A 25433-nucleotide genomic window follows, 5' to 3' on the forward strand; every position below is an offset into this window, starting at 1 on the left:
AGGCCTAACTATACACCCTAACTATTCTCAGGTTTTGGGTAGGGATTATCCGGTGGTTTATTCTCATTATTGATCTCCACCTTCTCTCCATTACGCAGTTTTAATAGCCCACTACTTGCCACCACATCTCCCTCCAGTAATCCCCGCACAATTTCTACCAGGTCACCGCGTTCCTCTCCGATCTTTACAAACCGCTTATTGGCTATCATTCCATCGCTTTCCTCATCTTTTTCCAGGATAAAAACCGATACACCATAGGGCGCAAAAACCAAAGCAGTACGTGGCACCACCAACACTCTGCGGCTTGCATCAATTTGCACAGAAACCTGGGCAAACATGCCAGGCCGCAGGTGTTTTTTAGGGTTATTCAACGTCGCCTGAATCAGGAAATTACGGCTTGCATTATCTACTTGGGGGTCTACAGCGGTAATTTTTCCGTGATAGGTATTTCCGGGAAATGCGTCGGTGGTAAGCTCAATAGGGAGCCCGGCCTTAACCATCGCATACTTTTGTTCAGGCAGGGAAAAATCAACAAAAATTGGGTCCAGTTGCTGCAAAGATACCACTGCCTCACCGGGGCTGACATTTTGCCCCAAATCGATACGACGTATCCCAAGTACACCACTAAAAGGCGCCACAACTATACGCTGATCCACCCTGGCACGCTGCACTTCAATATTAGCGACTACCTGATCCAATGTGCTGCGCGCGCTGTCTAGATCCGCTTCTGTAGTCACTCCACGCTTAGTCAAAGTATTAATTCGAGCATAATTACGTCGCGCGAGACGCAGCTCCGCATCCAAAACCTGTAGCTGGGCCTTTTCTGGCTCAGCAAATATCTCAACTAGCAGATCACCCTTATGTACATACTGACCGGATTTAAAATGTATGGCACTGACAACGCCCTCGGCTTCTGTTGTGACTTCCACCCCATTGACCGCACGCACCGTACCAACGCCACTTAGATCCTCTCGCCAGCTCTGGATTTGCGCAGTTGCAGAGGTCACCGTGGCCGCCGGTAGTGCCAAATTGTCGAGAAACTGATTCATCATGTAGCGGCCAAAAAACTTGTAAGCAAATATACCGCCAAACAACAAAAGGCACCCCAGCAGCATTAACACCATGCGTTTACTGATAATTTGCCCCCGATCACTCACCAGGAAATATCATAGATCGACGCGTCAGGAAAATTCAGGAGAAAACAAACCCGCATTTTAACGGACTATAAAGTTCAGTTTACGAAGAAAATACCACGCGCGCCGCAGAACCCTCGCGCCATTAAACGATTATTTCATATTGTATTTTTTATTAACCCAGGAAATTAACAAACTTATTGGGTTAATAGGGCACAATGATGTGCCATCGTCAGGTATAGGCCGCAGCAAGCTTATGAAATATCAGCTGTTTCTTGTACCTGCGCCAGTATTTCAGGGACGACAGTGAAATCGATGAGGTTTCAACTATTTGGCAGGCTAACGGCAGGGAGAATCGCAGTAAAAAGACGCGGCGCCATTCCTCACTGGCACCGCGAATATTGGGGTTACCTGAATACGGCTTTGTCGCCTTCGACATCAGCATGGATAGTCGCGCCGGGAGTAAACTTACCAGCCAAGACATCCTGAGCCAGGGGGTTTTCCAGCCAGACCTGAATGGCCCGTTTAAGGGGGCGCGCACCGTATACCGGGTCAAAGCCTACTTCTGCCAGCTTATCCAGCAGTGCCGTGGACACCTCAAGTTTTAGGTCTCGCTCGCTGAGTCGACGACACAGCTGTTTCAGCTGGATTTCCGCTATTGACCGCACCTCCGCTTTGTCCAGTGGGTGGAAAACCACAACCTCATCAATACGGTTAATAAATTCCGGGCGGAAATGATTGCCGACCACTTCCATCACCGCATTTTTCATCTGTCGGTAACGGATCTCGGCATCCAGATCATCGCCATTTTCCACCGTGGCATATTTCTGAATCAGGTCCGAGCCCAGGTTGGATGTCATCACCACCACGGTGTTGCGGAAGTCCACGGTACGGCCCTGACCATCTGTAAGGCGACCGTCATCCAGCACCTGCAAGAGTATATTGAATACATCCGGGTGCGCCTTCTCCACTTCATCGAGCAGTACTACTGAGTATGGCTTGCGCCGCACTGCTTCTGTCAGATAGCCACCCTCTTCATAACCCACGTAACCCGGGGGCGCACCGATGAGGCGCGCTACAGAATGCTTCTCCATAAACTCGGACATATCAATACGCACCATGGCATCCTCGGTATCAAAGAGGAATTGCGCCAGCGCTTTGCAGAGCTCGGTCTTACCGACGCCCGTTGGACCAAGAAACAAAAAAGATCCATTGGGTCGATTTGGGTCCGCCAGACCTGCACGGGAACGGCGCACAGCATTGGCGACTGCGTCTACTGCCTCACCCTGACCAATCACCCGCCTGTGCAACTCATCCTCCATACGAAGTAATTTTTCCCGCTCGCCCTCCAGCATTTTCGAGACTGGAATGCCAGTCCAGCGAGACACTACTTCGGCTACTTCCTCATCGGTCACTCGATTTCGCAGCAACCGTGGCTCCTCACTTGTTTCAGTAGTAGCGGCGGATTTTAATTGTTGCTCCAGTTGGGGAATCACTCCGTATTGCAACTCAGACATACGGGTGAGATCCCCAGCGCGGCGCGCGGACTCCATATCCAATTTTGCCTGCTCCAACTTTTCCTTCAGGTCGTGACTGCCGGCAAGCTGGGCTTTCTCCGCTTTCCACACCTCTTCCAAGTCGGAATATTCCTTTTCCAGCTGGAGAATTTCCTCCTCCAACTTTGCCAAACGTTTCTTTGTGGCTTCGTCGTCCTTGTCTTTCTTAACTGCTTCGCGCTCAATTTTCAGTTGAATTAGGCGTCGTTCCAGCTTATCCATGGACTCCGGTTTGGAGTCTATTTCCATACGAATACGACTGGCTGCCTCATCGATCAGATCGATAGCTTTATCCGGCAACTGCCGGTCAGTGATATAGCGTTGGGAAAGTTTGGTGGCGGCAATAATTGCGGAGTCAGTAATATCGACGCCATGGTGGACCTCATAGCGCTCTTTCAAACCACGCAAAATGGCAATAGTGTCCTCTTCTGTGGGCTCATCTACCAACACTTTTTGAAAACGGCGCTCCAGTGCTGCGTCTTTTTCAATGTACTGGCGGTATTCGTCCAGGGTGGTGGCGCCAACACAATGTAACTCGCCGCGTGCCAACGCAGGCTTGAGCATATTGCCAGCATCCATGGCGCCCTCCGCCTTGCCAGCACCAACCATGGTGTGTAACTCATCGATAAATAAAATGATGCGCCCTTCCTGCTTGGACAGTTCATTGAGCACTGCCTTCAAACGCTCTTCAAATTCGCCGCGGAATTTGGCTCCGGCGAGCAAAGCGCCCAAGTCAAGAGAAAGCAAACGCTTATCTTTGAGGCCCTCTGGCACTTCGCCATTGACTATCCGCTGAGCGAGTCCCTCGACAATAGCTGTTTTGCCCACTCCTGGCTCACCAATCAAAACCGGGTTATTTTTGGTGCGGCGCTGCAAAACCTGAATAGTGCGGCGAATTTCATCATCTCGTCCAATTACTGGATCGAGTTTACCTGCCAGGGCGCGCTCAGTCAGATCGAGGGTGTATTTATCCAATGCCTGACGCGCTTCTTCCGCATTGGGGTCATCAACCTTTTCGTCGCCGCGCACTTTTTGAATTGCCGCCTCTAGTTGTTTTAGATCGCCATTGGCATTGAGGGTTTTGGAAATCTGTCCTGCAGCAGGATCAAAAGCCGCAAGCAAGACGGTCTCACTAGAAATAAAGCTGTCGCCATTTTGTTGCGCTTTTTTATCAGCGAGATTCATTAGGCGCATCAATTCCTGTGACATGCCCACATCCCCAGTTGGGGAACTGATAGTGGGCAGGTCATCCAGCCGCTTGGCCAGATCATTGCGCAGACCACTTAAGTTAAAACCTGCCTGAGCCAAAAAAGCCGGAACGCTGCCATTGTTCTGGTTGAGCAGCGCTAGAAGTAAATGCTCTGGAAAAATCTGATTGTGGTCCCGCCCTACAGCCATAGATTGTGCATCAGCAATAGCTGCCTGCAACGGGTTTGTCATCCGATCTATTCGCATGAATGCAACCTCTCCTACTCAGGGATCCTATGTCGCACTGCACCAGTAGCGCGCTATCGGCGCCACGCGTTCAGTGTAGTATTGGGTATTAAAATAGGGGCGAGGGAAGGGTTTTCAATGATTTAAATCAAACAGTAAGAATTTCCGAAAAAATTTGGAATTAATGGGCATCCATTTCTTAACTTTTATTTCTTTTCCGGTCAGAGTCCCTTGAAAGAAATAAAATACGCCCCACTATAAAAATAAACCAAATGATACCGCTAACTAGTTATCCGCCAGCCAGATGAGGGAGGCCATGCGTCCGGTGGTTTTTTCCCTGCGGTATGAATAAAAGTAGTCCGACTCACTTACTGTGCAGTGATCACCACCATAGACTTCTGTGATACCAAGCCCGGCAAGCTCCGCTCTTGCCAGAGCGTAGATATCCGAGAGGAAATGCAGTGGCTTTAGCGAGTGAGGCTGAAAACAGCGGGCAATTGCCTCGGTGTGTTCACGACTCTGGGCATTCTCAAAGAAGGCCTCTAGCACATCGATACCCGTCTCAAAAGCCTTGGGACCTATGGCTGGTCCCAACCACACCATCAGTTCTGCCGGGTCGCAGTCTAGAGCAGTCACGGTGTTGCGCAAGATACCTCCGGCCAACCCACGCCAACCTCCGTGAGCTGCTGCTACCCGGGTACCGGCCTTATCGCAGATAAGTACCGGCAGACAATCGGCAGTGAGTACTGCACAAACGATACCACTGGTCTGGCTAAAGCTGGCATCGGCGGTACGCACAAGTCCATCGGGGTGAGCCTCGACTACCCTGTCGCTGTGGATTTGCTCGAGCCACTGCGGTTCTGCCGGCAGATTCAGCTGGTCATGGAGTTGCCGGCGATTCGCCAATACCGCCGACTCCAGATCGCCTACATGAGCGGCAAGATTGAATGAAGCATAAGCTTCCTTACTGTGGCCATTGCGACGCAAAGTACTAGTCGCGCGCACTCGGGCAGGTGCCGGCCATGTAGGAGTCAGATAATGGTCACTGGACATGCTGTATTTGCTCTGCCTGGATATTGATGGCCGAACCTAGCGGTCGGACTTTCAAATAAAAGTTTCGATATGCTGATGATTCACTGGGCATTGTTGTGTGCAAGTAGATCGATTAAGGCCAGCATATCCGCAGGCATAGACGCATACCAGTGCATTTCCTCACCGCTATCCGGGTGGATCAAGGCAAGTTCTGCCGCATGCAGCGCTTGCCGGGGAAAGCCTTGCAAGGCCCCGATCAGCTCTGCATTAGATTCTGGGGGCAATTTCGATCTGCCCCCGTAGAGCGGGTCACCAACCAACGGATGGCGAATATGGGTCATGTGCACTCGGATCTGGTGGGTTCGACCGGTTTCGAGCTTGCAGCGCAGCAGGGTGTGGGCACGAAAGCGTTGCTGGACCTGATAGTGGGTAATGGCTTCCTTGCCACCGAATTCCAACACAGCCATTTTCAGACGGTTCTGCTTGTGACGCCCTATCGGAGCATCGACACGACCGGCGCCGGTAACTAGACCCTGGACCAATGCATCGTATTGGCGACTGACCGTTCTTTGTTTTAGCTGGTCCACCAAGTGGACCTGGGCACTCAGGGTCTTGGCCACAACCATCAGGCCGCTGGTGTCCTTGTCCAACCGGTGCACGATTCCCGCGCGAGGGATCTTCTCCTGAGACGGGCTATGGTGCAGGAGGCCGTTTAATAAGGTTCCGTCAGGATTGCCGGCGGCAGGGTGAACTACCAGTCCCGCGGGTTTATTAATGACCAGGAGGCTGTCATCCTCATAGACAATGTCCAAATCCATTGGCTGGGCACGCCAGGCGCCCTGAGCCTCAAGCTCTGCATCTAGGCTGAGTCGCTCACCGCCAAATAGCTTATCCTTGGGCTTGGCAGGGGCACCATTCAGGGTAAGTTGTCCGCCTTTTATCCAGGATTGCAGTCGCGCACGGGAGTAATCGGGAATTAATTCGGCTGCTACCTGGTCTAATCTTCGACCAGCCATGTTGGCCGGGACTTCAATCTCGAGGTTGAGGTGGTCATTCATCAAACAATTGCAAATACTTTGGGCAGCACCGCGACTGTGGTTAAATGTCGGACGCGCCAGGTTAATCTTGGCGGATAGTTTAATAAGGTAGAGTGTAAGAATGATAGAGCGATGTGCTATGCAGACCTGGAAAATGCTTTGGCTGGCCTTGGCGTCCGCAATATTGGTTGCCTGCGCTAGCACTGACGATTCAGAAGAGGGCTTGCCCACCGGCAACCGCACCGAACAGGCATTCTATGAGGCTGCACAGCGACAACTGCGCACCAGCCAATGGGACCTGGCCATCAAAAACTTGCGCGCCTTGGAGGATAACTTCCCCTTCGGCAACTACGCCGAACAAGCCCAGCTGGAACTGATTTACGCCTACTATCGCAACTACGAGAATGATGCAGCCATCGCTGCAGCGGATCGTTTCATCCGCCTGCACCCCCAGCATCGCAATGTCGATTACGCCTATTACATGAAGGGGCTGTCCTCCTTCACCGAGGGCGCAGGCCTGTTTGAGCGCTTTATGCCCACGGACCTGACCGCCCGCGATCCGGGCTCCGCCCGCGAGTCCTTCGCATACTTTTCGCAGCTGATGGCCCGGTATCCAGAGAGTCGCTACGCTGCCGATGCGCAAAAACGCATGATCCATCTACGTAACTTACTGGCCCGTTATGAAATCCATGTGGCCAACTACTACTTCAAACGCGGCGCTTACCTGGCTGCTGCCAACCGCGGCCGCTACGTAGTAGAAAACTTTCAGCAAACCCCTGCTGTTCCAGATGCACTCGCAGTTATGGTACAGGGTTACCATTTAATGGAAATGCCAGAACTTGAGGCCAACGCCCTGAGTGTGATGCGCAACAATTACCCGAAGCACCCCGCCTTCAATGACGACGGCACCTTTAATTACGATTTCTACAAAGGCGCGAGCGGCCGCAGTCTGGTACACCGCGTTACCCTGGGACTGTTTGAGAAGTCAGATCCGGAAGGCTTCGACAGCCGTGAACTGTACAATCCTGAGTACATTCGTGGTGAGGCTCCCCTCCCCCCTGAGCTTTTATAACGCTTGCTTTACAATTAAAAACGGCGCCGAATGGCGCCGTTTTTGCGTTTCTCTCATCTACTCACCGGCCTTCCAACCATTGGTAATCGGGTAACGACGGTCTCGCCCGAAGCCCCTCTCTGAAATCCGCACGCCTACCGCGGCCTGGCGACGCTTGTATTCATTGCGGGCAACAAGCCGTACAACCCGCTCTACTACTTGGCGCTCGAAGCCTCGTCGGATAATTTCCTCAGCGCTCCAATCTTGGTCCACATACAGGTTTAGGATTTCATCAAGTACCTCATAGGGCGGCAGGCTATCGGTGTCAATCTGGTCCGGCGCCAGTTCGGCACTCGGTGGGCGGGAGATAACGGTTTCAGGAATCACTTCCGACACGGTGTTACGGTAGCGAGACAACTCAAACACCAAAACCTTGGGTACATCCTTCAGGGCATTGAAGCCCCCAACCATATCGCCATACAGAGTCGCGTAGCCCACGGCCATCTCACTCTTGTTACCAGTGGTCAGTACCATGGCGCCCTTTTTATTGGAAATGGCCATCAACAGCACACCGCGAGAACGGGCCTGCAGGTTTTCCTCGGTAGTATCCCGCACACTGCCGGCAAACTCCTCCGATAATGCTCCCATAAACGCATCAAAGATCGGCTCAATACCAATCTCCCGATAATGCACGCCCATACGCTGGGCTTGGTCTGCGGCATCGCTCTTACTGAGGTCAGAAGTGTAACGGAACGGCATCATGACAGCCTCGACGCGGTCTTTACCCAGCGCATCCACAGCAACCGCAAGAGTCAAGGCCGAATCTATCCCACCGGAGAGCCCCAGTACCACACCATTGAAACCGTTCTTGTTAACGTAGTCGCGCACACCAAGCACCAGCGCTTGGTAAACTGCCGCCAGATCTTCCAGAGGGGGAGCATTATCACCAGGTAACAGCGTGACCCCGCCGCTTTGTTCCGAGACAGATAGCGGCAATAACTGTTCGGAAAATTCTTCAGCTCGCACACAAACCTGCCCCTGGGCATCTACGGCCAATGAGCCACCATCAAACACCAGCTCATCCTGGCCGCCACACCAATTCACATAAACAATCGGGACTTTTGCTGCACGCGCCTGTCTTGACAGTAACTTAAGACGCTGTTGCGCCTTACCTCGGTGAAACGGTGAGGCATTGATATTCAACATCAACTTGGCACCGGCCTCAACGGACCGCTGGATCGGCTGCGAGTGCCAGATATCTTCACAAATACTGATTCCTACAGGAATTCCTTTGATCTCAACGACGCAGGGCTTATCTCCCTTGGTGAAATAACGCTTTTCGTCAAACACCTGATAGTTAGGGAGCTTTTGCTTGGCGTATTCGGCTACAAGCTCGCCCTCACTAACCAAACCGGCCATATTGAATATCTTCCCATCCCGGTACCGTGGGTAACCCACCAGTATGGCGCAGGGGAGCTGGGCCTTTTTCAATTGTTCCAGTGCAGCTTCAATACGTATCTGCATACTGGGACGTAGAAGTAAGTCCTCCGGTGAGTAGCCGCACAAGGTCAGCTCGGGAAATAATACCAAGTCAGCTCCCAGTTCCCGATGGGCCTTGCAGGCCACCTCAATCACATTGGCCGTATTACCAGGAATATCCCCCACCAGAGAATTGATTTGTGCCAGCACTAGCTGCAAAGTAGACATTATAGAACCTCGGACAATACAGACCGCCATTGTAACCTGTGGAATGTGCAACAGCAGCGGCTTACGAAAACAACAATACGGGGAAACCATCTTGAGCAGTCCTTCCGCCGGCAATAACTCACTATCGCTACAACACCACGAATTATTGCGTATCTGCGCAATTTATCGCTTAGCTATCGCGCTGGTATTACTAGGGATTTTCTACTCAGATATTGGTGCTGGTGCCCTCGGCGGCCATTTACCTGCTCTATTCCTGTATACAACCGTGGTCTACACCGTTCTCAACCTAAGCTGGTTAGTTTTTTTACGGCAGAAGGCCTATCAGGTGGGAACAGGGCAGATTGGGGTGATCCTCGGCTGCGATATCCTCGTGTTTTTACTATTGATTGAGGCCAGTGGTGGTCTTAATTCTGGCCTTGGCTACCTGTTGCTAATCAACTGCTCCATCGGATCTATTCTTCTCGACCGGCGTATGAGTGCTTTTTTCGCCGCTGTCGCCAGCCTAGGCGTAATCGGTCTACAGCTATACAACCTGCTATTCGGGCAGGGAACCACTCAAGATATAGTCGCCGCCGGAAGCCTCGGCCTACTGCTCTTTGCCACAGTCAGTGCCCTTCAATACCTGTCAGCCCGTATTCGCAGTGCAAACCTGCGTGCCGACCAGCAGAGTCGGCAAGCCGCACACCTACAGCGGTTGGCCCAGCAAATTATTGAGCGCATGGGTACCGGAGTGCTGGTAATGGGTCCTACCAGCCAGCCCGAACTTACCAATCGTGCAGCCCGACAACTTTTGGGAGAGCATCTGCATACAGTGGGCACTGAACAGAATTCGCTTCACCACGCGATTCGGGAGTGGCGTGCCAATAGCGGCCCCAATAGCACCCTTCTGCGAGCAGAGAGCGGCGACGAGTTGCAGCTTAACTTTACTAACCTGCAACATGAGAGTGGTTGTAGCACTTTGATATTCGTCGAAGACAATCGCAAGCTGGCGGAGGCTGCACAGAAGCTAAAACTCGCGTCTCTCGGGCACCTCACCGCCTCAATCGCCCACGAGATACGCAATCCCCTCTCTGCCATCAGCCATGCGGCACAGCTACTGTCGGAATCCCCACAGCTGGAAGAAGCGGAACACTATCTGACCGACATCATTTGCCGACAAAGCCAGAGGGTAAACCAAATCATCGAAAATGTAATGCAACTATCGCGCCGCCAGGCGGGAGATCCACAAGAGCATGACTTGGCAAATTGGCTGCAACAATTCATACAGGACTATAACGCAGGGGCTCATAGTGACAATCAGGTGCAATTGCGACTCCCCGCGCAACCATTAATGGCCTGCTTTGATGCCGCACAAATGGCCCAGGTAATGACAAATCTCACAGACAATGCCCTGCATCATTCACAGGTTGCCACCGGTAAGCGACTCGCTGAAATCAGCGCCCACTACAATCGTGAGCGGGCCTGTACCCAGTTGGAGATTAAAGACAATGGTCCAGGAGTGCCTGAAGAGCACAGATTAAAGATTTTTGAGCCATTTTTTACCACTGGAAATGGCGGCAGTGGGCTGGGATTGTATATTGCCAGGGAGCTGTGTGAAACGAATAAAGCGCGACTCTACCACTGTCGCAGCGAAGATGACAAAAGTTGCTTCAGAGTTGAATTTGCTCAATAAACCTGTGTGACTTGATCCTGCTCAGAAATTTTTCCCAACTTACAGGCGATTATTCGTAAAGAATTTCTGACATAATCAGAAGTGGCGCTCTTGCCTCCAATATCAACAAAACAAGAAAAGACAGAGAACAGATGCTACCTCTGGCCCTGGTTGTCGACGACGAACCGGATATTTGTAAGCTACTTACCCTCACTCTGCACCGCATGGATGTGGACTGCCACACCGCTGCCAACCTGGCAGAGGCAAAACGGTTGCTCACCGAGAACCGTTACGACTTCTGTCTCACAGACTTACGCCTACCCGATGGCGATGGCCTGCAGCTGGTAGAGCATATCCAAAACGGTATACACCGGGAGCTGCCGATTGCTGTCATCACTGCCCACGGTAATATGGATACTGCTATCAAGGCATTAAAACTCGGCGCCTTCGACTTCGTTAGTAAGCCAGTCGATCTTGATCGACTGCGCAATCTGGCCCAGCTGGCCCTGCGCCTGAATCGTGATCAAGGCCCACAGCATGGTAGAAGCACAGACCAGCTATTACTGGGCCAAGCCGAAAATATGCGTAAGCTGCGCGAGCAAATAGCTAAAGTCGCACGCAGCGATGCACCAGTCTATATCAGCGGTGAATCAGGTTCCGGAAAAGAGCTGGCGGCCCGCGCTATCCACGGACTAGGCGCCCGTGCTGAAAAACCATTTGTGCCGATTAACTGTGGCGCCATACCCGCAGAATTAATGGAGAGCGAATTTTTCGGCCATAAGAAAGGGAGTTTTACCGGAGCCTACAAGGATAAGCCCGGCCTGCTGCAGAGCGCCCAAGGTGGCACCCTGTTTCTGGACGAGGTGGCCGATCTACCACTCGATATGCAAGTTAAATTACTGCGCGCCATACAGGAAAAACGTATTCGTCCTATCGGGGCGAGCCTGGAAACACCTATCGATGTGCGCATCCTCAGTGCAACCCATAAGGATCTGGCCAAAGAGGTGGATGAAGGGCGCTTTCGTCGCGACCTCTACTATCGTATCAACGTAATTGAAATCTCGACGCCGCCCCTGCGGGAGCGTTTAGAGGATATCCCGCTACTGGTAAATGCAATTATGCAGCGCATTGCCAGTAATGCAGGAACTCCCCTTCCAAAAGTGACCCCCGAGGCGATAACATCTTTACAGGGCTACTCCTTTCCTGGGAATGTTCGTCAATTGGAGAATATCCTGGAGCGGGCTTTTACACTGTGTGATCAACAGGAAATTCGCAGCCATGATTTACACCTAGAACGCGACGAAAAGTCCTCAGGGCACAAGGAATCCATTTCCGGCCTAGAGCCACTTGTAACCTCAAGCACCTCTCAAAACTCAGAACGCTTCGACCCCAGCCAGTACTCATCTCTGGATGAGTTCCTTCAGAATATTGAAAAAGAAGCCATTGAAACTGCGTTAGCTAAAACTCGCTGGAACCGGACAGCTGCAGCACAAAAGCTTGGGATTAGCTTTAGATCCTTGCGCTACCGTTTAAAAAAACTCGGACTGGAAAGCTAAGCTCTCACAAATTAAACAAACGATCGTACCGTAATCATCTGTAATTGGCTTCTAGCCATCTATCGGTATGCTGGTGCAAACTCAAGAGCGAAGAGCTTGCACCGTGAAAAGGTTTGCGGGATTTACCCTCATAGAGTTACTCATTACCATCACCATATTGGCTATTGTCGTGGCGATAGCCCTGCCACCTTTCACCAGTTTCATAAAGCACTATAAAAACAAATCCAAACAGTTTGAACTATTTGAAATCCTAGTGCTAATGCGAAATAAAGCGTATTACGAGAATATTAGCTACACTCTTTGTGCACGCGGACAAGACGAAAAATGTGCAGATAATTGGACTAATGGAGCACTGCTATTTGCCGACCACAATAAAAATGGCTCCTTAGACTCAGGAGAAACCATTACCCGAAAGTTCACCCTGGAAAATAAAGCCTCACTCAGTTGGAATTACTTTGGTTCCAAAAACTATGTGATATTTAATCCAAATGGTGAAACCCCCTCTCAGAGCGGAAATTTCCGTTACTGCCCCGCTACTAACGAGGCAGAGTATGGCTGGATTATTATCCTAAACATTATCGGCCGTCCGTACTTTGGAAAAGATAGTGACGGCGATGGAATCGTGGAAACGGGCAGCCAGCTAAATTTAACCTGCCCACAAACCTGATCAGCAGCTCTTGCTCCAGCACATATCTGTGGCATCCATGTCATTATTATCTCGATCCCAGGCCCTTATGCCACTTGAATGAAGCTCCAAATTTCCATCGCCCGCTTGAGCGCCAATCGGTGAGGCCCTAAGGACATAAGTGCTCGGATCACTGCCAACGGTAATGGTAAGGTTATACCTTGCCGTTCCTCCATCCAGTGGGGCCTGAGTGGGAAATATCTCTGGTGCACCATCATCTTTTCCGCCAGCCGCAGCCCCGGCATAACTGCCATTCTGGGTATAGTGTTTCTCCATCGCCTGCGCCAGCCCCATCAACGCACCTTGTGCATCTGCCCTGCTGGCAGTGCGCACATGGTTTAGATAAGAAGGCCAGGCAATCCCAGCTAATATCCCGACAACTGCGACCACAATCATCAGCTCTATAAGGGTAAATCCTGATTGTCTTTTCATCGTTTCAACTTACCATTACGAGAATTAAAATTTGCCCGACATTGTCGGGCAACCATATTTATTAGCGAACCTTAAAAGGGGGTCATTTCTTCCCAGGACAAGCGCCCAACACGACCTCCACCGGTAGGTTTTACCTCTTCGGCCAGTTGTGAGGCATTACCAAGATTATTCACTTCGAATACATTCCCATCCTCATCAGTGATAAAGCCTGATGTATTAGGCGGAGCATCAACTATATGCCGACCAACATACCCCTTATCAGCGTCATCTATAACGCCATCCCTATTCGCGTCGACAACTGCTTCAGAAGTAGCCACACCATTCCAAAGATCGACCGACATCAACCAACCAGATCCACCTGCTGAACAAACCTGGCCGCTGGGAATCATGGTATTAAAAAAGAGCACTTCTCCCAGTCGAGCAGGCTGTGCAACCACTCTCTCACCTCCTTCGCCTCGCAAAAGACTTCCTTCTTTAAGATGGATATACCAGCCAGACTTGCTATTCCAATCAACATCTTCACCATTTATTTTACGTAATTGAGTGCCACTATCAGCATCAACTTTCTCCTCTATTTCGCGCTTAATCAGATCGCCTTTAGTAAGCCCATATTTTCCATTATCCGACACAGCATAAAAACCACCAGCTTCGGTATCAGCTGTGTCAGTTTCTACCAAATATTGCCCGGTTCCAAAGGCTACCAATAATCCCGGTGCGGTTGTATTTTCGGTATTGCGGACCACTACCGGCGCGGTGGTAATAGCCTCACGTGGATCTCCATCCTTGGGAGCCACGCTAAATAAGGCACTTTTTTCCACAGACCAAGAGTCTGGATCTTTACTGGAGACATCAAAAGCCCACATATTTCCATGTAGGTCACCCGCATAAATACGATCTATTGTGCCATCTAAATCGGCATCAATAATCGCTGGGGTAGACATACCATTTAAATCATCTGGTTTTCCTACACCTGTGGAGAGGTAAACATACTTATTATTGTCTACTGAGTCGTCAGAGCCATCCATGTAAACAATAAAGACACCCGCATCTCCAGTTGCACTGTTATAGCCATTACCAAATATTGCAGCCCATTCGCCATTAGGCATTCGTCCAATTTGAGGACGGCTGAAGGTATAACCTAGATTATTATTGTCCTTGTCTGAGAACTCCCACATCACAATATTTTCGGCATTAGCTTCATCAAAGTTATCCGGTTCAGTGATATTTAATGCGAAATAGCCTTTGCCACCGGCACCCAGCCCTCCTACCAAAACGGTTTGCCAGCTTTTACTTAAACCATCGCTGATGTAAACATCCTTTACTGTCGGAGTTCCATCCACATAAAATCGGTGGCTGTAATACTGGGAGGTTAATGGGTGGAGCCCCTCATCATGGGTGGTACTCAGTAAACTCGATGGTGAATATGCGATAACCTCCTTACCCCCAGCAGATGAATCTATACTGGCATTAAAGCCGTGCAGAAAACCATCGTTGGCACCGACATACACTACTGGAGTGCGGCTTGTGTGCTTCTTCTTAAATGAGTCATAAGAGCTGGCTTCAGGGAAGGAGGCATCAGACCATCTACTGTTATCCGGCGCGCCTACATAAGCCGGTGTGGAGCTTACGATATCACCTAAACGGCTTGCACGCGGTCTAAAGTCCCCACCGTTACCATCTTCTGTAGTGCGATCTCCACGCAGGTAGTCAATTCTGTCAGAAACCCTACCATCGTCCACGGCATTGGTTATATAACTGTTTAACGTTAAATCCGCTTTGTGAGCTGCTAAAGTGCCAATTCCTGCAACAGTAAAGGGCACACCTTGAGCCTTATCGTAATCGTAGGTAAGCATTACCCTGGAAGCGGGATCTAGCGAATCAAGAATGGAACTGGCCTTCCATTCCGGTGAGGCAGCAAGCTTACCGGAAGTATCAATTTTCCAAGCCGAGAATTCTCCCGTCCAGTACTCACTCTCATATTCTGCAGTAAAGACAACAGATCCACTTTTTAGAATCGTTGAACTGAAAGCTACTGCACTTGAACTACCATTCGTAGCCTGCACCTCATTAAATATTTGGTTAAAAGTAAGTTGTAAGTCTGCTGCATTATTCGCAGCATAAACAGCGCCTTTTCCTCCTTTACCTAAATCAGCAGCATGCTTCATAAGTTGGGAGTTCGCTACCTTTTCATCTGCAAAGCCAATTAGATAACTTGTAATATTGTTAATTTCACCCTTTGTATTGACTAGATCGGGACGCAAATCAATATCATAAAGAGCTTTAATTACATCATCCATTTCAGAATCAGCAGCGCACTCAGAATCTGAGTTACAATCATGGTTATTGTATCCCTTCAGGGTACTACTAACGCTATCGTCCTCAGTTGGTTCACCGTCGGTTAAAGCTACCATAAAGCTTTTTTGGCAATGGTACTGAATAGCCCCATTGGCAATGGTATTGTCTGGAAGATCTAACCCATTATCATCAAGAACAGGGTTATTTTCATCCGAGCCGGAAAAAATATCTCCTCCTTTAGCCGAGGCATCAGAACCCTCGGCATCTTGATAAGTAAGGTGCTTATCCTCATATCCACTGATAAAATAACGACCCACTCCTGCAAATGTCTCTGCCAATGGGGTGTTACCTGCAGCACCAATATCATCAATCGCACTCGAAAACTCTGATTTGTTATCTGACGTGATACTTTCAAGGCCCTTCACCACCATTCCACCGGTGTTGCCATTTTTATGAAACTGCATAACACCAATACGAACATTCTCAAGCTCGGAGATCAGATTTTTTGCGGCCGTTTTCATTACCTCGGTTCTGCGTATATCCACTTTAGAGCGCATAGCAGATCCATTATCATCTAAAAACTCATCAGCCACGGAACCTGCTTTATCCGAAAAGTACCAGTTTAAAAATTTTCCTTTTACCTTAATTCTATTATCCTCAATATTACCCTCCTTATCCTTCTTAACAACGTAATAGCTTCCATCATTGCCGCTCACATACAACCTAGCTTTATAATTTTTTTTATCATTAAAACAGTTGGCTGTATTATTCCAGGTGCGCCAATTATCTTCTTCGTCCATCCTAAACTGAACCGATCCACCCGCTACTTCTACTCTAAATTCTATTACTTTATTATTGTTAGGCTTAATCGGAGAGGAGCAGGAAAATCCACTTATTGAATCACTGTCATACTCCGAAGGGGGGTATACAGGAGTCGTCATGGAACCCGATGAGTCCAACACAAACATAATATTGGGTTCAGCCGATCCTCTGGAGTAGAGGGGTACATCGGATATTTCTCCCGGCGCAGCAGATAAGTGTCCAGCCATTGTCATCAGGAGAGCTGCGCTTAAAGGGCGCACTGGAAAATACTGTTTTTTTACATATCTTGTTTTCAAAGTAAAACCCTCAGAATGCTTTTCCATACAAAGTGACAACAATCCTTTCGGTACCGCCAATTCCAACACCTCGGCTCACAACTTTGAATACATGAACCGTAGTTTCAATATCTCCACCCGGCTTTTCACTCTGATCAACATCACCAATGCTATCACTTGAAGCCAGGCCAAATCTCTCTATGTACATACGACCCTGCAATGGGTTCCCATCGGGATCTAACATAGGTACATCCATGGCAACGGAATTGGTATTTCCCCAGGTTTCCGCTGCAAAAATATTTACAGGGCCATCTCCCTCATCGTGCTGCCAATTCTTCCCACCAAAATCATTAATTTTCTTAAGACCTGCAATTTCTTTCTCCCCCAAACGAGACATAGACTCAGCAATTTCTAGAGCGATTTTTGCATCCCGGGAAGCCGAGGTCATACGCTCCCCCATCAAAACCCCGCGAGCACCTGAAATTCCAATTAGCGTCAGAACTAAAAGAATAATCAGGCTGACCATCAGTACTGCACCTTGCTGACTATTCACCCTTCTCATTACATGCTCCCTCTATTACGTACTTTGACCGTGGCTACATATAACTTGCGCAGCAGACCATCGTTATAATCTTTTTTAGTGCCATCTAATCGGGTAATAGTCTGCGCACCTACACCTGCGGCACTGTCACTTGTCACTATTAATTCGATTTTTATCGCTGTCACTGAGGCCATACTATTGACACTACTAGCAGACCGCCAGTAGTCAATAATACCGTCATTCATTTTATCCTCTCCGTAGGAAATCTGCATATCTTCAATTCCGGGAATAAGCTCTTGAGCCTTATCATCGCCCTCAACATGCACAAATAATGAATTGCTTCCGGAAACACTTTTAGCGATGAAAAAAGTTTTTTGATAGGGCGTTAGGATCTTTGAATCGGCCCCATAGTCTTCCTCAAAATTGATCCCCGCACCGTAGTTTATTTTTTTTCCATCAGCTACTGCTGAGGTACCTGTTACAGTAAAGGCATGCCCGGCAATACAATTTGACACTATAACATTGTCTTTAGTATCAATCGGGCAACTTGTACTAACAATGACATCCCCTGGATTAGTGCCATTTAGCATGCGCCCCTCACCAGCACAGGCATCCTCCGCTCCACTGAGAGTAAGAACATCTGACTTAGCGACAACTTCTTTTTCCCCTACTATCGCACCAGTAGGAACATCGTTTTTACCTGCAACACCAATAACTGTACCGATTTCGGACAGGAAATTGGTGGTCGGTGCTCCCAGTGAGTTTTTAATATTGCCAGCTTCGGCACATCCCCAAAAACCTGCTTGACGCACCTCTTTACTCAGCATATCAACCGCAAAACGCCCACTTTCCTGCACCCGGGAAAAACCGTTTTGCATGCGCAAGGTGTCACTATTACTTTGAAATATCTGCAATACACCAAGTAACAAAATGGAGCCCAATAAAATACCAATCATTAATTCAATCAATGATAGGCCGCGCTGGGAGGCAAATGTATACATAATTATTTAAAGCTCCACACTCATTACAAAGGTCGCATTTTCTGAGCCGCCACTGCTGCCACCGTAGTCTTTACCGGTATGCTGTTCGGTCCATGTGATTGTGACAGTAGTTTTTCGTTGAGAATCTATAACTGCAACTCCAGCGGCACCAGGTAAATTGCTATTTAGTAATTGTCCCCACTCATATAGATCCAGCTTTGCCAGCTCGTCGGGGCTACAGCCGACACTGCAATCCTGGGATTTTGTTACATCTGAATTTTTATATGTCTTACCCGACTTAAAACCATCTGGATTGGCTCTTATGCGTTCGATAATTTCTTGCGCGGCCAGAGTAGCCATATAACGGTGATGTGCTCCATTACCGTTCTTAAGGCTCATCATCTGAGTGGAGGCTAATCCCAGCAGGCCTATTGCGAGCACCAGAACTGATATCAGAACCTCTATTAACGTTGCGCCGTTTTGTTTACGCACTAGTTTGCTCCTCCACTATTACAGGCCACATCTGGCCTTAGGCGCAGAGCCCCGGAAGTCATAAGATCTAACTGACGGCCATAATCCCCATTTCGATCATCGCAAAGCTCAAGTGTTAGTGTTTCATCCAGACTGCTCTCACCACGGGCGTTAAATGAAAAAGCTACATTTTTCAGCGCACCGGCATTTAATTGCGCAGCAAGAGTAATCACTGCTGGGTTAACTTCCAAAACCCGCAACTGCGTATCGGTGCCACTATCGAATGCCTTGTTACCATTATCATCAATCCAAACTTGAAGGCCATCCTGGACATTGCTACCAATTGCACTTACTTGAACTTTACTGCCGCGACGCACGGCCTCGGAACGTGCATATTGCAGTGTACTGCTCAGGTCATTTGTCATTGTTGACATACGATTGTTATCTATAAGTGTGGAAAAAGATGGGACTCCGATGGCAACAACTATGCCTAACACAGTAATCACGACCATCAGTTCAATCAGGGTGAATCCTTGCATTCCCTCAGGATTATTCATGCTGCTATACCTTTAAAAACAGGCCGGTAGCCTAGTAAGATCGATAATTTCAATATCAACGTCCCGCTTCAATACACCTAAAGAGCAAAACACAACAATCCTAGATAATTAGCTTTGCCACTAGAGTGCTTAGAAACTGAACAGGCAGATATCATTATCGCCATACGCTATCTATAACGTATGTATATCAATTTATCATTTGCTTTTACGCGATAGGGTCGAGGGTTTGACCAGTTGTCGACAAGCGGCTCTGCCCACGCGACAGGCGGGCAGGTAAAGGTGAGGCGGAATTAAGGGGGTATGAGAGCCGCGTTTTAACGCAGCTCTTTGGGAAGGGAGAAGCGAATATTCTCTTCGCGCCCATCCATCTCTTCGGGCAGGCTGGCGCCAAGTTGTTGCAATCTGGCAATCACTTCCTGTACCAGTACTTCCGGGGCGGAGGCGCCGGCGGTAATGCCGATGGCTTGTTTGCCCGTAAGCCAGCCAGCATCAATATCCGCAGCTCCGTCAATCAACTTGGCTGTGGCTCCACAGCGTTCAGCCAGCTCACGCAGGCGGTTGGAATTGGAGCTGTTAGGGCTGCCGACCACCAGCACCAAATCACTTTCCAGAGCGAGCTGTTTAACCGCATCCTGACGATTCTGTGTGGCATAGCAGATATCGTCTTTGCGCGGTCCGCGAATTTTCGGAAAGCGTACACGCAGAGCTTCAATCACGCGCGCAGTGTCATCCATAGAAAGAGTGGTCTGGGTGACATAAGTGAGGTTGTTCTCATTATTCACCTGCAACCTGGCTACATCCTCCTCGCCCTCCACCAAGTAGATAGCACCACCAGCGGAGCCATCGTATTGCCCCATTGTGCCCTCTACTTCCGGGTGCCCGGCGTGGCCAATCAATATGCACTCGGCGCCATCGCTACTGAACTTACTGACTTCAATATGCACCTTGGTAACCAGTGGGCAGGTGGCATCAAATACACGCAGGCCACGATTATCTGCTTCTTTCTGTACAGCCTTGGAAACACCATGGGCACTGAAAATAACGATGACATCATCGGGCACTTCCGACAGTTCATCCACAAAAACAGCACCGCGCTCGCGCAGGCTTTCCACCACAAACTTGTTGTGCACTACTTCGTGACGCACATAAATGGGTGCCCCAAAAACATCCAAAGCACGGTTGACGATATCGATCGCGCGGTCAACTCCTGCACAGAAGCCACGGGGATTAGCCAGTCGGATTTGCATCTTTACTTCAACACTCTTTCGATAATCAACTCAGCAGAAAAATCGGGCCCGATTCTACTGAATCGAATCCACCGCAATAATTTTTACGTGGAAGTTCAGCGTCTGCCCCGCGAGCGGGTGATTGAAATCGACGGTCACTTCATCTTCTCCAATCTCGCGGATGACTCCTGGCAACTCACCACTTCCGTTGTCAAAAGATACCACCAAGCCCTGTTCCAGCTCGATATCCGGTGAAAAGCTATCGCGACGCACCTTTTGCAGATTGGTCGGATTGCGCTGGCCGAAACCCAGCTCCGGGGGGATTTCAATTTCCGCTTCGTCGCCAGCCTTGAGTCCGAACAAGGCTTTTTCAAAGCCCGGCAAGAGGCTACCGTCACCAACACTAAAAGAGGCTGGGTCGCCTTTGAAAGTGGAATCCACTTCCGTGCCGTCATCCAGCTTTAGGCTGAAATGCAAAGTTACCCGGCTGTGCTCGCCGATAACGCTATTACTCATGATTCGTTACACTTCCGCGTTATTTTTCGCTTTATCGCCGCCTTTTTCCGCAAAAAAGAGCAGCTCGATAACCAGCATGGCCGCGCCGATACTGATACCCATATCCGCCACATTGAATACTGGGAAGTGCCAATTACCGTAGTACACAGAAATAAAATCCCGCACATAGCCCAATAAAATACGGTCCCACAGATTGCCGAGGGCACCGCCCAGGATCAGCGCCAAAGCACAGGGCTCCCAGCGCTTCCTGGCTGGCAGGCGCCACAACCAGATGGTGACAACAACGCTGAAGCCCAGAGCAATGATGCCAAAAAACCAGCGCTGCCAGCCTCCGGCATCAGCCAGGAAGCTGAAGGCAGCCCCATAGTTTTCTGCATAGGTAAACTGTAGAAATCCGGGGATAATCTGTTGCGCCGAGCCGTACATAAACATGTCCACAGCCCACACTTTGGTAGCCACATCTAGGGCCACTACGGCAAGTGCCAGCCAGTACCAACGCCAAGGATGCCCGAGAAGCAGATTGGAATTAGGCATAGTGCCTTACCTCACCTTCACCCGCTACATTATCTACGCAGCGGCCACAAATATCCGGGTAATCGCTGTTTGCCCCTACGTCGGCTCGGTAATGCCAACAGCGCGCGCACTTGGGATGATCCACTTTATTTACACTGACCTTGAGCCCTTCCATCTCGGTAGACTCGGCGCCAGCCGCATCGCTGAGAGATTGCACGGAAGTAGAAGAGCAGATCAGCACAAAGCGCAGCTCATCTTCTAATTCCAGCAGTTTTTCACGCAGGTCATCACAGGCAAACAGGGTAACAGCCGCCTGTAGAGAGCTGCCAATAGCTCCAGCTGCTCGCTGCTCTTCCAACACTTTATTTACTGCCGTTTTCACCTCAGCCATGGCAGCCCAGTACTCCGCACCCTTATCCGCTTCAACTGGAAGTTTGGGCAGCGAATACCACTCTTCGATAAATACGCTGTCTGCTTTGGCACCCGGAATAAACTGCCAAAGCTCTTCCGCAGTGAAGCTTAAGATCGGCGCGATCCAACGCACGAAGGCCTGCACAATATGATAGAGCGCAGTCTGTGCCGAGCGGCGTGCGGTGCTGTCTTCTCTGGTGGTGTATTGGCGGTCCTTGATAATGTCCAAGTAGAAACCGCCCATTTCCACCACACAGAAGTTATGCAGTTTCTGGTAAATCTGGTGGAATTGGTAATTGTCGTAAGCAGCAAGGATTTCATCCTGCAGGCGTGCAGCCTTATCCAGTGCCCAGCGGTCCAGGGCCAACAGCTCGCTCTCCGGCAGCAAATCCTTTTCCGGGTCAAAACCGGCCAGATTGGACAGGAAAAAGCGGGCTGTATTGCGCAGACGGCGGTAGGAATCCGCGGTGCGCTTGAGGATTTCATCAGAGACCGCCATTTCACCACTGAAATCTGTGGCCGATACCCACAGACGCAGCACGTCTGCGCCCAACTTGTTAATCACATCCAGGGGCGCGATGGTATTGCCGATAGATTTCGACATCTTGCGGCCCTGCGCATCCACAGTGAAGCCGTGGGTCAGCACCTGCTTGTAGGGCGCGCAGTCATTAATGGCAATGGAAGTCTTCAAGGAGGACTGGAACCAGCCGCGGTGTTGATCGGACCCCTCCAGGTACAGGTCGGCGGGGAAGCGCAACCCTTCGCGTCGCTCCAGAACAGCGTAGTGGGTGACACCGGAATCAAACCAAACATCCAGGGTATCGATCACCTTCTCATACTGGTCGGCCTCATCCCCGAGCAGTTCACTTGGGTCCAGATCGAACCAGACATCCATGCCTGCTGCATCAACCTTCTCGGCAACTTTGTCCATCAGCGCCGGGGTATCCGGGTGCAGCTCGTGGGTCTCTTTATTCACAAACAAGGCGATAGGCACACCCCAGGTGCGCTGACGCGAAATACACCAATCTGGACTGCCGTCCAACATGGCGTCGATGCGGGCCTTGCCCCAACCGGGAATCCACTGCACATCATCAGCCGCTTTTTGCGCCTGCTCCAGCAAGTCGTTCTGCTGCATGCTGATAAACCACTGGGGAGTAGCGCGGTAGATCAGCGGAGTCTTGGTGCGCCAGCAATGCGGATAGCTGTGCTCCAACTTATCCTGGTGTAACAGTACGCCGCGCTCCTTCAGCAGGGCGACAATTTTTTCGTCAACCTTGTAGACATGTTCACCGGCAAATAGCGGCACACTGTCGCGGAATACACCGTGATTATCGATGTAATTCAGGGTTTCAATACCGTAGCGCTTACCCACCTGGAAATCGTCCGGGCCGTGATCTGGCGCCGTGTGCACACAGCCGGTACCAGCGTCGGTAGTGACATGATCACCGAGAACGATCGGCAATAACTTGTCGTAGAAGGGGTGGTGCACTTTCAAGTGTTCAAGGGCCGCGCCGCGGATACGCCCGACCACTTCCCCTTCCAGTCCTGCGCGGGCCAACACGGCATTCTGCAGTGCTTCTGCAATCAACAAGCGGCGCTCGCCGGTCTGAACAACCACATATTCCAGTTCACCATTAACGGAAACCGCTTGGCTTGAGGGTAGGGTCCAAGGTGTTGTGGTCCAGATGACCACAGACAGAGGACCATCACCAGCATGCCCACCCGCAGCATCTGCAACTGCCAGGGCTGCCTCTTCGCTCACCGGATAGCAGACATCAATGGAGTAGGAAACCTTATCCTGGTACTCCACTTCGGCCTCCGCCAAAGCAGAGCCGCCCACCACACTCCAGTAGACTGGCTTGAAGCCGCGCGCCAAGTGACCATTTTTTACCACGCGCCCAAGTGCGCGGATAATGTCACCTTCAAACTGAAAGTCCATGGTGCGGTATGGATTACTCCACTCTCCGAGCACTCCGAGGCGTACAAAGTCTTTCTTCTGCCCCTCCACTTGTTTGGCGGCATATTCGCGGCATTTCTGGCGGAAAGTTTTGTAATCCACCTTGCTGCCGGCCTTACCTATCTTCTTCTCTACTCTGTGCTCTATGGGCAGGCCGTGGCAGTCCCAGCCAGGCACATAGGGAGCATCGAAACCGCTCAGGTTTTTCGACTTGATAATAATATCTTTGAGAATTTTGTTAACTGAATGACCAATGTGAATATCGCCATTCGCGTAGGGAGGGCCATCGTGCAGAATAAACTGCTCACGACCGGCGCGCGCCTCGCGAATTTTTTCGTAGAGCTTGTTGTCCTGCCATTTTTTCAGAATTGCCGGCTCACGCTGCGGCAGGTTACCGCGCATGGGGAAGTCGGTCTCAGGCAGGTTCAGTGTTGCTTTATAATCAGTCATTGGATGTCTACTTCAGCTCTAGTAGAAAGATAAATTAGGTCTTCTGTCAGTTTATCGGGACTGCCGGGGATTCTCGGCAAACCATCGTTTAGCATCATCGATATCTTCAGCGATGCGGGCCTTGAGGATATCCAGCGAGGCGAACTTCTCCTCATCGCGCAACTTGTGGCAAAACTCCACCGCCAGTTCACGCCCGTACAGGTTGCCACTGAAATCGAACAGATTTACCTCTAGCAACGGCCGGGCACCTTCGCCTTCCACTGTTGGGCGGAACCCGACATTGGCAACACCGTCCAGCTCTGAACATCCGCTGGAAATATCTTTGCCGTCGGTCGCGGTGGTGCGCACCGTATAGATCCCCACCAACGGGGAACGGTAGCGATGCAGACGCACATTGGCGGTGGGGGCGCCCAATTGACGCCCCAGGGCGCGGCCCGGTGCCACCCTGCCAGTAATCCGGTAGGGCTTACCCAACAGGGCCTGTGCCAATTCAAAATCCCCACTCTGTAAAGCCTCGCGAATGCGAGTACTGCTCACCCTGGCCCCGCGTATCTCTAGCGTCGCGGTATCCTCAACGGTGAACCCGTGCTGTGCACCCATATTCCGCAACAGGTCGTAATCACCACTGCGATCGCAACCAAAGCGGAAATCGTCACCGACCACTAGATGGCGAATACCTAAGCCATCGAGCAGTATCCGCTGGACAAATGCATCCGCACTGAGGCTGCGCAGGGTTTCGTTGAACTGCAGGCACAGGACACGATCGATACCCGCGTCGTACAGCGCCAATAGCTTTTCCTTGAAACGCATCAACCGCGCGGGGGCCTTCTCAGCAGAAAAGAATTCGTGGGGCTGGGGCTCAAAGATAATCGCCACCGAGGGCAAACCATACTCCTGTGCGCGCTGCTGCAACTGGGCAATAATCGCCTGGTGACCGAGATGCACGCCGTCGAACGAGCCAATCGTCGCCACACTTCCCCGGTGGCGGGGGCGCAGGTTGTGCAACCCGCGAATTAGTTCGCGCTCCTGGGCCAAAACGATCTTCCCATCCCCATAAAATCGAGCCGCACAGTATAGCGGATTCCCACTTGGCGGCCAGTGGCTACTTGCACCAGCCCCTGGAGAACATCAATAGCCTATGAAGC

General features: G+C 50.5%; 20 protein-coding genes. 4 read left to right on the plus strand and 16 right to left on the minus strand.

From position 1 onward, the window contains the following. Positions 1-17 precede the first annotated feature (17 nt). The 4 genes from ACCI49_RS06060 to rluD all read right to left on the minus strand — a co-directional run bounded on the left by ACCI49_RS06060 (position 18) and on the right by rluD (position 6213). A complete protein-coding gene (locus tag ACCI49_RS06060; protein WP_371838079.1) occupies positions 18-1157 on the minus strand; it encodes an efflux RND transporter periplasmic adaptor subunit in 1140 nt (379 codons plus the stop codon). 383 nt (positions 1158-1540) lie between these two features. Beyond that, complete coding sequence (gene clpB, locus ACCI49_RS06065) at positions 1541-4144, minus strand: ATP-dependent chaperone ClpB (protein ID WP_371838080.1); 2604 nt, start codon at positions 4142-4144, stop codon at positions 1541-1543. Between the two features lie 264 nt (positions 4145-4408). Beyond that, positions 4409-5176, minus strand: coding sequence for a peptidoglycan editing factor PgeF (pgeF, locus tag ACCI49_RS06070; RefSeq protein WP_371838081.1), 768 nt, complete (start codon positions 5174-5176; stop codon positions 4409-4411). Between the two features lie 80 nt (positions 5177-5256). Further along, the gene (rluD, locus tag ACCI49_RS06075) at positions 5257-6213 is read right to left on the minus strand and encodes a 23S rRNA pseudouridine(1911/1915/1917) synthase RluD (protein ID WP_371838082.1); all 957 of its coding nucleotides are present in this window, start codon (positions 6211-6213) and stop codon (positions 5257-5259) included. Positions 6214-6331: 118 nt separating this feature from the next. On the opposite strand from rluD, the gene ACCI49_RS06080 reads away from it, so the two are divergent. Then, positions 6332-7264: an outer membrane protein assembly factor BamD gene (locus ACCI49_RS06080; RefSeq protein ID WP_371838083.1), complete on the plus strand. Its 933-nt coding sequence runs from the start codon at positions 6332-6334 to the stop codon at positions 7262-7264. Positions 7265-7321: 57 nt separating this feature from the next. On the opposite strand, the gene ACCI49_RS06085 is transcribed toward ACCI49_RS06080, so the two are convergent. Then, positions 7322-8950 (minus strand): NAD+ synthase, encoded by a 1629-nt coding sequence (locus ACCI49_RS06085; protein ID WP_371838084.1) that lies wholly within the window; start codon positions 8948-8950, stop codon positions 7322-7324. 91 nt (positions 8951-9041) lie between these two features. Here ACCI49_RS06085 and ACCI49_RS06090 point away from each other — a divergent pair, with 91 nt between their 5' ends. From ACCI49_RS06090 to ACCI49_RS06100, 3 genes are all read left to right on the plus strand, one after another. After that, a complete protein-coding gene (locus ACCI49_RS06090; protein ID WP_371838085.1) occupies positions 9042-10622 on the plus strand; it encodes a sensor histidine kinase in 1581 nt (526 codons plus the stop codon). Between the two features lie 131 nt (positions 10623-10753). Then, positions 10754-12157 carry a sigma-54-dependent transcriptional regulator gene (locus tag ACCI49_RS06095; protein ID WP_371838086.1) on the plus strand — a complete coding sequence of 468 codons (1404 nt, stop codon included), beginning with the start codon at positions 10754-10756 and terminating at the stop codon, positions 12155-12157. A gap of 103 nt (positions 12158-12260) precedes the next feature. Next, positions 12261-12824: a GspH/FimT family pseudopilin gene (locus tag ACCI49_RS06100; protein WP_371838087.1), complete on the plus strand. Its 564-nt coding sequence runs from the start codon at positions 12261-12263 to the stop codon at positions 12822-12824. On the opposite strand, the gene ACCI49_RS06105 is transcribed toward ACCI49_RS06100, so the two are convergent. The 11 genes from ACCI49_RS06105 to ribF all read right to left on the minus strand — a co-directional run bounded on the left by ACCI49_RS06105 (position 12825) and on the right by ribF (position 25323). Beyond that, positions 12825-13274, minus strand: a complete 450-nt coding sequence (locus ACCI49_RS06105) for a type IV pilin protein (RefSeq protein ID WP_371838088.1) — start codon at positions 13272-13274, stop codon at positions 12825-12827. It lies immediately after the preceding gene. A gap of 71 nt (positions 13275-13345) precedes the next feature. After that, positions 13346-16714 (minus strand): pilus assembly protein, encoded by a 3369-nt coding sequence (locus tag ACCI49_RS06110; protein WP_371838089.1) that lies wholly within the window; start codon positions 16712-16714, stop codon positions 13346-13348. After that, positions 16698-17228, minus strand: a complete 531-nt coding sequence (locus tag ACCI49_RS06115) for a pilus assembly PilX family protein (RefSeq protein ID WP_371838090.1) — start codon at positions 17226-17228, stop codon at positions 16698-16700. Before ACCI49_RS06115 ends, ACCI49_RS06110 begins: the two co-directional genes overlap by 17 nt. Then, positions 17228-18208 (minus strand): PilW family protein, encoded by a 981-nt coding sequence (locus ACCI49_RS06120; RefSeq protein WP_371838091.1) that lies wholly within the window; start codon positions 18206-18208, stop codon positions 17228-17230. The genes ACCI49_RS06115 and ACCI49_RS06120 overlap by 1 nt, the downstream gene beginning before the upstream one ends. 6 nt (positions 18209-18214) lie before the next feature. Continuing rightward, entirely contained in the window at positions 18215-18679 is a 465-nt protein-coding gene (pilV, locus tag ACCI49_RS06125) for a type IV pilus modification protein PilV (protein ID WP_371838092.1), read from the minus strand. Beyond that, a complete protein-coding gene (locus tag ACCI49_RS06130; protein ID WP_371838093.1) occupies positions 18679-19215 on the minus strand; it encodes a GspH/FimT family pseudopilin in 537 nt (178 codons plus the stop codon). Before ACCI49_RS06130 ends, pilV begins: the two co-directional genes overlap by 1 nt. A 314-nt stretch (positions 19216-19529) precedes the next feature. Next, a complete protein-coding gene (ispH, locus tag ACCI49_RS06135; RefSeq protein ID WP_371838094.1) occupies positions 19530-20462 on the minus strand; it encodes a 4-hydroxy-3-methylbut-2-enyl diphosphate reductase in 933 nt (310 codons plus the stop codon). Between the two features lie 54 nt (positions 20463-20516). Continuing rightward, positions 20517-20957: an FKBP-type peptidyl-prolyl cis-trans isomerase gene (locus ACCI49_RS06140; protein WP_371838095.1), complete on the minus strand. Its 441-nt coding sequence runs from the start codon at positions 20955-20957 to the stop codon at positions 20517-20519. A gap of 6 nt (positions 20958-20963) precedes the next feature. Continuing rightward, on the minus strand, positions 20964-21491 hold the full coding sequence (gene lspA, locus ACCI49_RS06145; RefSeq protein ID WP_371838096.1) for a signal peptidase II: 528 nt from the start codon (positions 21489-21491) through the stop codon (positions 20964-20966). After that, a complete protein-coding gene (gene ileS / locus ACCI49_RS06150) occupies positions 21484-24288 on the minus strand; it encodes an isoleucine--tRNA ligase (RefSeq protein WP_371838097.1) in 2805 nt (934 codons plus the stop codon). Before ileS ends, lspA begins: the two co-directional genes overlap by 8 nt. A 51-nt stretch (positions 24289-24339) precedes the next feature. Continuing rightward, complete coding sequence (ribF, locus tag ACCI49_RS06155) at positions 24340-25323, minus strand: bifunctional riboflavin kinase/FAD synthetase (RefSeq protein WP_371838098.1); 984 nt, start codon at positions 25321-25323, stop codon at positions 24340-24342. Between the last annotated feature and the right edge of the window lie 110 nt (positions 25324-25433).

This window comes from Microbulbifer epialgicus (genome assembly GCF_041447265.1).
GTDB classification, from domain to species: domain Bacteria; phylum Pseudomonadota; class Gammaproteobacteria; order Pseudomonadales; family Cellvibrionaceae; genus Microbulbifer; species Microbulbifer epialgicus.